General features: G+C 59.9%; 5 protein-coding genes. All 5 read left to right on the forward strand.

Going from position 1 to position 6,320, the window contains the following annotated elements:
- Positions 1–85: 85 nt before the first annotated feature.
- The 5 genes from NKI47_RS21095 to nadE all read left to right on the forward strand — a co-directional run bounded on the left by NKI47_RS21095 (position 86) and on the right by nadE (position 6,037).
- Complete coding sequence (locus NKI47_RS21095; protein ID WP_352593409.1) at positions 86–1,057, forward strand: NAD-dependent epimerase/dehydratase family protein; 972 nt, start codon at positions 86–88, stop codon at positions 1,055–1,057.
- A gap of 185 nt (positions 1,058–1,242) precedes the next feature.
- On the forward strand, positions 1,243–3,180 hold the full coding sequence (gene asnB, locus NKI47_RS21100; RefSeq protein ID WP_352593412.1) for an asparagine synthase (glutamine-hydrolyzing): 1,938 nt from the start codon (positions 1,243–1,245) through the stop codon (positions 3,178–3,180).
- 19 nt (positions 3,181–3,199) lie between these two features.
- Positions 3,200–3,463, forward strand: coding sequence for an acyl carrier protein (locus NKI47_RS21105; protein ID WP_156937255.1), 264 nt, complete (start codon positions 3,200–3,202; stop codon positions 3,461–3,463).
- A 22-nt stretch (positions 3,464–3,485) separates the two neighbouring features.
- Complete coding sequence (locus NKI47_RS21110; protein WP_023674163.1) at positions 3,486–5,033, forward strand: class I adenylate-forming enzyme family protein; 1,548 nt, start codon at positions 3,486–3,488, stop codon at positions 5,031–5,033.
- Positions 5,030–6,037 carry an NAD(+) synthase gene (gene nadE, locus NKI47_RS21115; RefSeq protein WP_023674164.1) on the forward strand — a complete coding sequence of 336 codons (1,008 nt, stop codon included), beginning with the start codon at positions 5,030–5,032 and terminating at the stop codon, positions 6,035–6,037. The genes NKI47_RS21110 and nadE overlap by 4 nt, the downstream gene beginning before the upstream one ends.
- Positions 6,038–6,320 lie beyond the last annotated feature (283 nt).

Consider the following 6,320-nt stretch of genomic DNA (forward strand, 5'->3'; position numbering starts at 1 on the left):
ACCTCGGCTTTCGACTATAGCACGACAAAATGGGCCGGATCTGCCGCTCCAGATACCGGCCCGGCTATGCGCGTGGAGAAGCTTGTTGCCTATACTTGTCACCGGAGCCGCGGGATTCATTGGCAGCCACGTTTGCCACCATCTGCTCGACCGGGGAGAAGCGGTCGTCGGCGTCGACAACATGAACGACTATTACGACCTGGCGCTCAAAAAGGGGCGGCTTGCCCGCCTTCTGCCCCATAAGGATTTTTCGTTCCACCAGATCGATATTGCCGAACAGGGCGCGCTTGCAGCCGCTTTGGCCGGGCAAGGCATCGTTAGGATCGTGCACCTTGCCGCGCAGGCGGGCGTGCGCCACTCACTCGACAATCCGCGGCTCTATATCCGCTCCAATGTCATGGGCCACCTCGAAGTGCTCGAATTCTGTCGCGCCGAACCGGCATTCGAGCATCTGGTCTATGCCTCGTCGAGCTCGGTGTATGGCGGCAACCGCAGCGTGCCGTTCAGCGAAGCCGATCAGGTCGACAAGCCCGTTTCGCTTTACGCTGCCACCAAGAAAACCGATGAGTTGATGAGCCACACCTACGCCCATCTGTTCGGCATACCGCAGACCGGCCTGCGGTTTTTCACGGTCTACGGTCCCTGGGGCCGTCCCGACATGGCCTATTGGATGTTCACCCAGGCGATGCTCGAGGGCAAACCGATCCGGGTCTTCAACAATGGCGAAATGTGGCGCGATTTCACCTACATAGACGATGTTGTGAAGGCGGTTGTCGCCGTGCTCGACAAGCCGCCGGCGGCTGACGTTCCGCCGAACAGGCTCTACAATGTCGGCAACAACCGGCCGGTGCGTCTGGGCGACTTCATCGACATTCTGGAAAGGCTGCTCGAGGTCAAGGCAATCCGCCACAACGAGCCGATGCAGGCGAGCGACGTCGAGAAGACTTACGCCGACATGACCGCGCTGGAGCGGGATTTCGGCTTCAGGCCTAGCGTTTCGATAAAGGACGGGCTGAAGAAGTTTGTTGACTGGTACCGGCCGTACTCGAAGCAGTGATTTGCATCGCTCGCCGTGACGCCTTCAAGCGTGACACCTGGAGTGGGGCGCAAGTCGGTCCGCAAAAGCATCATTTTGTCCTAACATCCTGTTAACCACATGCTCGCTGAAAAGTATCCGATTAACCTTTGAGGCGCTTATGACCGCTATGTTTCGTGGCTTGCTGTTCAGTATGAGCTGTGTGGATGTGCGGATTCGGGGGCTATTTCGGTTCAGTCCGGGATGCGGAAGCTTTGCTTGCGCGCATGACGTCTGCGATCGCCCATCGCGGGCCGGATGAACAAGGGAAATTCGTAGCGCCCGATGCTGGACTTGGGCATGCGCGGCTGTCGGTGATCGGGATTGGTGATGGCCAGCAGCCAATGTCCGACGAAACCGGCAATTTGACGATTGCGTTCAACGGCGAGATCTTCAACTACGTGGAATTGCGCGAAGGGCTGCTGGCCAAGGGCCGACGCTTCCGCACATCGAGCGATACCGAAGTTCTCCTGCAGCTGTATGACGAGATGGGCGAAGACTGCCTGTCGATCCTGAACGGTGATTTCGCCTTCGCGATTTGGGATAACCAGCGGCGGCGGATGGTGCTTGCAAGAGACCGCATGGGTGTTCGGCCGCTGTTCTACACCAGCAAGGACGGGGTGCTCTACTTTGCGTCGGAGATAAAGGCCCTGCTGAAGGTACCCGGCGTCTCGGCCGAAATCGATCCGATTGCACTCGACCAGATCTTTACGCTGTGGGCGCCGATCGCTCCACGCACGGCTTTCCGCAACATCCACGAGCTGGAGCCGGCAAGCGTGATGATCGCGACACAGGGGCAAGTCACGGTCAAACCATATTGGCACCTAGACTACCCGTATCCGGATACGCCATCGAAGATCACCAATGAGGACGACGCGGCCGAGGAACTGCAGGCCCTGTTGACCGACGCGGTGAGGCTTCGCATGCGCGCCGACGTGCCGGTCGGTTCTTACCTTTCGGGCGGGCTCGATTCATCCCTCGTTTCGGCACTCGCGGCCGGCATGACCCCTCTTAAGCTGCAGACATTTTCCGTGACGTTCGACAGCGCCGAGCATGACGAAAGCGCCTTCCAGACCGAAATGGCGTCGGCACTTGGCACGCAGCATCGAACCATTGCGTGTCGTGCCGGCGATATCGCCGGTGTGTTTCCCGAAGTCATCCGCTTTACCGAGCGGCCGATCATCCGCACGGCCCCGGCTCCCCTCTATCAATTGTCCGGCCTCGTTCGCCAGGCCGGTTTGAAAGTGGTGCTGACAGGCGAAGGCGCCGACGAGGTCTTTGCCGGTTATGATGTCTTCAAAGAAGCGCGGGTTCGCCGTTTCTGCGCGCGACAGCCGGCATCGCGCATCAGGCCACAACTGTTCCGCAAGCTTTATCCCTATCTGCCGGGCCTGCAACAGCAGTCCGTGGAGTACCTGGCTGCGTTCTTCGGAACCGGCAGCGCTGCCCTGGACGATCCGCTGTTCTCGCATCGGCCGCGTTTCAAGACCACATCAGCGGCGAAGATGTTCTTTTCCGGTGACCTGCGCGCGACATTGAAGGGGTATGACGCAGCCGAGGACCTGGCCAGCCGGTTGCCTGAGGCATTTTCCCGGTGGCATCCGCTGCATCAGGCGCAATATCTCGAAACCCGCTTTCTCCTGCCGGGCTACATCCTCTCTAGCCAGGGCGATCGCATGGCCATGGCGCACGGTATCGAAGGGCGTTTCCCCTTCCTTGACCATCGCTTGGTGGAGTTTGCGGCCAGACTTCCGCCGGAGATGAAGCTGAAGGGACTGGTGGAAAAACACATATTGCGCAAAGCTGCAAAGCACCTGCTTCCGACGGCCATCCGCGAGCGCACCAAACAGCCTTACCGGGCACCGGAAGCCCGCTCCTTCGTTGGAGCGGGAGAACTGGACTACGTACGCGACTCACTGAGCGAAGCGAGCATCGCCGCCGGCGGACTATTCAACGCCAAGGCGGTGGCGAACCTGCACGAGAAATGCCGCTTGCAGCCAGCGTCCGGATTCCGCGACAATGCGGCTTTCGTCGGCATTTTGTCGACGCAACTGTGGCAGAAGATTTTCACCGGCGAAAAGGTCGGTGCAGCACGAGCGGCCTGAGAAATCGAGGGAATGAAAAATCATGATAGCAATCAAGGACAAGGTCAAAACCTTTATCGTCGACAACTTCCTGTACGGGGACACGTCCTACGAGCTTGCAGACTCCGTATCACTGATCGAGAACGGCATCATCGACTCGACGGCCGTGTTGGAGCTCGTGGCATTTATAGAGGATGATTTCGGCATAGCGATGGTCGATGCCGACATCGTACCGGCCAATCTGGATTCGATTGACCGCATCTCAGCCTTCATCAAGGCAAAGGCAGAAGCGCTGGCAGCGTAGGCGCCATCGGCGAGGAGCGTCCGTGCGGATCGAACATTTTCTGACGGCGAAGGCCGCTGCCCATCCAGCCAAAACGGCATTGATCACCGAGCACAAAAGGCTGTGCTATGAAGAGCTGGACGATCATTCGAGCCGTCTGGCCGCCGCCCTTTTCATGAATGGCGTCAGTCGCGACGACCGGGTCCTGATCTTCATGGACAATTGCTGGGAGGCTGCGGTTTCGATTTTCGCAGTTCTTAAGGCAGGCGCGACTTTCAGTCCGATCAATGCATCCACCAAGGCCGAAAAGCTGGCCTACATCATCGCCGATTGCGACGCAGCTGCGATCCTCACGCAAGCAAAACTGATGCCCGTGGTCGCCGAGGCGTGCGGATCGTCCGGCAAGACCGGCATCTTCGTGGCCTCCACCGTTGGTGCCGATAACCAATGCCCGGCAGGGGCCACATCCCTGGCGGATTGCTTGACGCTCCAAGCCAGGGAGATTGACCACCGCGGCGTTGACGTCGATCTTGCGATGTTGATCTACACCTCGGGCTCGACCGGCCGGCCCAAGGGCGTGATGATGACGCACCGCAATTGCGACGCGGCGGCCGACTCCATCACCACCTACCTGCGCAACTCGCCCGACGACATCATCTTGAATGTTCTGCCCCTCGCTTTCGACTACGGCCTCTATCAGTTGCTGATGGCTGTCAGGCTCGGCGCCACGCTCGTGCTCGAGAAGTCCTTCGCTTTTCCCCAGGCGGTCTTTGAACGCATCCGCCAGGAAGGCGTCACCGGGCTTCCGCTCGTGCCCACGATGGCAGCGATGATCCTGCAGATGCGTGATCTGGCGCCGGGCTTCCTGCCCAGCCTTCGCTATATTTCCAACACGGCGGCTGCCTTGCCGCCGGCTCACATAGAACGCTTGCGGTTCCTTTTTCCCGGTGTCAGGCTCTATTCGATGTATGGCCTGACGGAATGCAAGCGCTGCACCTATCTGCCGCCCGAGGAGCTCGACCGCCGGCCGGGGTCGGTCGGAATAGCCATTCCAAACACCGAAGCCTTTATCGTCGACGACCACGGGCAACGAGTGCCGCCGGGCATAGCAGGTGAATTGGTCATTCGCGGGCCGCACGTCATGCAGGGTTATTGGCGAAACGAAGCTGCGACGGAACAAACCCTGCGCCCAGGCCCGAACCCTTGGGAGAAGGTTCTCTACACCGGCGATCTGTTCAGGGCCGATGAGGACGGCTTTCTCTATTTCGTCGGCCGCAAGGACGACATCATAAAGACACGGGGAGAGAAGGTGGCGCCCAAGGAAGTGGAAGCCGCGCTTCACGCTCATCCGGGCATCGCGGAAGCGGTTGTCTTCGGCGTGCCGGATGCTGTGCTTGGGCATGCGATCGGCGCATTTGTCGTACGGTCCGACCCAGCGCTTGGCGAAAAGGATATCATACGTCACTGTGCACGCCACCTTGAGGACTTCATGGTGCCCAAGGTCATCGAGTTCCGCCGCGAGCTGCCTAAGACCGATACCGGCAAGGTCAGCCGTCGGCTTGCGGCAGAGATGATGGAGGCCGCGCAATGAATGTTCGCCCGACCGAGGACGCGCGGACCTTTGTGGCGAAGGCTCTGGCGATCGACCCAGCCGCTGAAACGGACCGTATCGTAACAGCCTTGCGCCAGCAGTTGCGCGGGCTTCGCAAGCGGGGCCTTGTGCTCGGTCTTTCGGGCGGGATCGATTCGAGCGTGTCGGTCGCGTTGGCCGCACGTGCCGTCGGTCCGCGGAATGTGCTTTGCCTGTTCATGCCGGAAAGCGATTCTGATCCCGAAAGCCTGCGGCTCGGCCGGCTCGTCGCCGAAACTTTTGGTGTCGAGGCTGTGACGGAAGATATCGGGCCGGCCTTGCGCGCAATGGGCTGCTACCAGCGCCGCGACGCCTTCATCCGCGAATTGGTCCCGGAATACGGCGAAGGCTGGGCCTCGAAGATCGTGATCGCGAACGCGCTCGAGGGCCAAGGCTATAATATCTCGTCGCTGGTGGTGCAGGATCCCGAAGGCAAGCAGACGAAACTGAGAATGCCGTTGCCTGTCTATCTCGGTGTCGTCGCCGCTACCAATATGAAGCAGCGCACCCGCAAGCAGATCGAATACTATCATGCTGATCGTCTGAACTTCGCCGTTCTTGGAACACCGAACCGGCTGGAATATGATCAGGGATTCTTCGTGAAGAACGGTGACGGCGCCGCGGACGTCAAGCCGATCGCCCACCTCTATAAAACGCAGGTCTATGCGATGGCGCCCCATCTCGGCGTTCCGGAGGAAATCCGGAACCGGCCGCCGACCACCGATACCTACTCGCTGGCGCAGACACAGGAGGAGTTCTACTTCTCGCTTCCATATGACCGTATGGATATTTGCCTTTACGGTCTCAACAACGGCATGGCGGCCGAAGTGGTGGGGCAGGCGGCGGGGTTGGCCGCCTCACAAGTGGAACGCGTCTGGGCCGATATCATCGCCAAGCGCAAGGCGACGCGTTATCTGCACCAGCGTCCGCAACTCGTCGAGGAAGTCGAAGAACTCGGTACCTGACCTGCTTCGAGACCGGCCACGTCCCAAAAAGCGCCTTAGGGTCAAAACTCAATCAGCAGGCTGCCGCCAATGGCCGAGATGGGCGGGAAGTTGCCGTTCGTCTCATCTGCCAGACGAGCACGTTGCGCCAATGAACGAACCCGCTCGCGGGAGGGGCGCGGGGTTTGAGGCGTGAGCTTTGTTGGCAGCGTCGGTGAGGCTTTAATCGATCAGGGGTGACGGACGGCCATCGGCCTCCGAGCATGAAGTGTCAACCTTCAGCTTGAGAGGAGCATCCGATGAC

This window comes from Mesorhizobium sp. M0633, from assembly GCF_040320645.1.
In the GTDB taxonomy this organism is placed as follows: Bacteria; Pseudomonadota; Alphaproteobacteria; order Rhizobiales; family Rhizobiaceae; genus Mesorhizobium.

What these genes read in the sequence shown, in the direction of transcription:
- asnB (WP_352593412.1), top strand. Translation starts at nt 1,243, where the DNA reads ATGTGCGGATTCGGGGGCTATTTCGGTTCAGTCCGGGATGCGGAAGCT.
- nadE (WP_023674164.1), top strand. Translation starts at nt 5,030, where the DNA reads ATGAATGTTCGCCCGACCGAGGACGCGCGGACCTTTGTGGCGAAGGCT.